Raw genomic sequence first — 1,002 nt, forward strand, 5'->3', positions numbered from 1 at the left:
AACGATTAACCGTCCTTTTTTATAAACGTCGTCGTTATGTATGCCAATGTGGGAAACGTTTTTCAGAAAAATCCCCTTTCGTGGATAAATATCAACGTTTCTCGAAAGAATGGAATCAAGTTGTACGAATCCGTTCAATAAAGGCAAAAACATTTAAAGAAGCAGCTGAAGTACTTGGTACATCAAGCTCAACAGTGATTCGTCGCTTTAAAGAAGTAGTAAAGGAACAATTAAATGAAGGGGTTCATTTACCAAAATGTATCGCGATTGATGAATATAAAGCAGATACCGATGCGGGAACTTATCAATTAATTATTGCCAATGCGGAAACACATGAACCAATTGATATTTTACCAAATCGTAGAAAAGAAACCATTAAGGATTACTTGATGAAATACGGTGCAGATGTAGAAATTGTGGTTATGGACATGAATCCAAGCTTTAAAGCAGCAGTTAGGAAGGCGTTAAATCGCCCGATTATTATTGCGGATCGCTTTCATTATTGTCGTTATATTTACTGGGCACTAGATGAAGTACGTCGAAATGTTCAAAAAGAATGGCATGCATATGATCGAAAGAAATGTAAGAAAATGCGTCATGTACTATATAAACGATTTGATAAGTTAACAGAAACGAATCGTTGGTACTTAAATCGTTACATAGGAATGTCGAAGGAACTAAAGCAAGCCTATGAATTAAAAGAAGCTTACTGCGAATGGTTTGATTGGGCAAAAACTTCAAATGATTTGATAGAAATAAAAAAAAGATTAGAAGCCTTTTACCGAAAGGTAGAAAAAGCAAATATTCCGGCATTTTTAAAGGCCATTCAAACGCTAAAAAATTGGCAAGTTGAAATTTTAAATAGTTTAAGTTTTGGATATTCAAATGGTTTTTTAGAAGGAATTAATAATAAATCAAAAGTTTTGAAGCGTAATGCTTATGGTTTTAGAAGCTATGAACACTTTAAAGCGAAAATTTTATTAAATAATTTATCTAAGAAAA

At 32.8% G+C, this 1,002-nt stretch carries 1 protein-coding gene; it reads left to right on the forward strand.

The features are described 5' to 3' along the window. On the forward strand, window positions 1-1,002 hold a 1,002-nt coding region (locus EC501_RS18320; protein ID WP_122973766.1), incomplete at both ends, for an ISL3 family transposase.

This window comes from Lysinibacillus halotolerans, assembly GCF_003711845.1.
GTDB lineage: Bacteria > Bacillota > Bacilli > Bacillales_A > Planococcaceae > Ureibacillus > Ureibacillus halotolerans.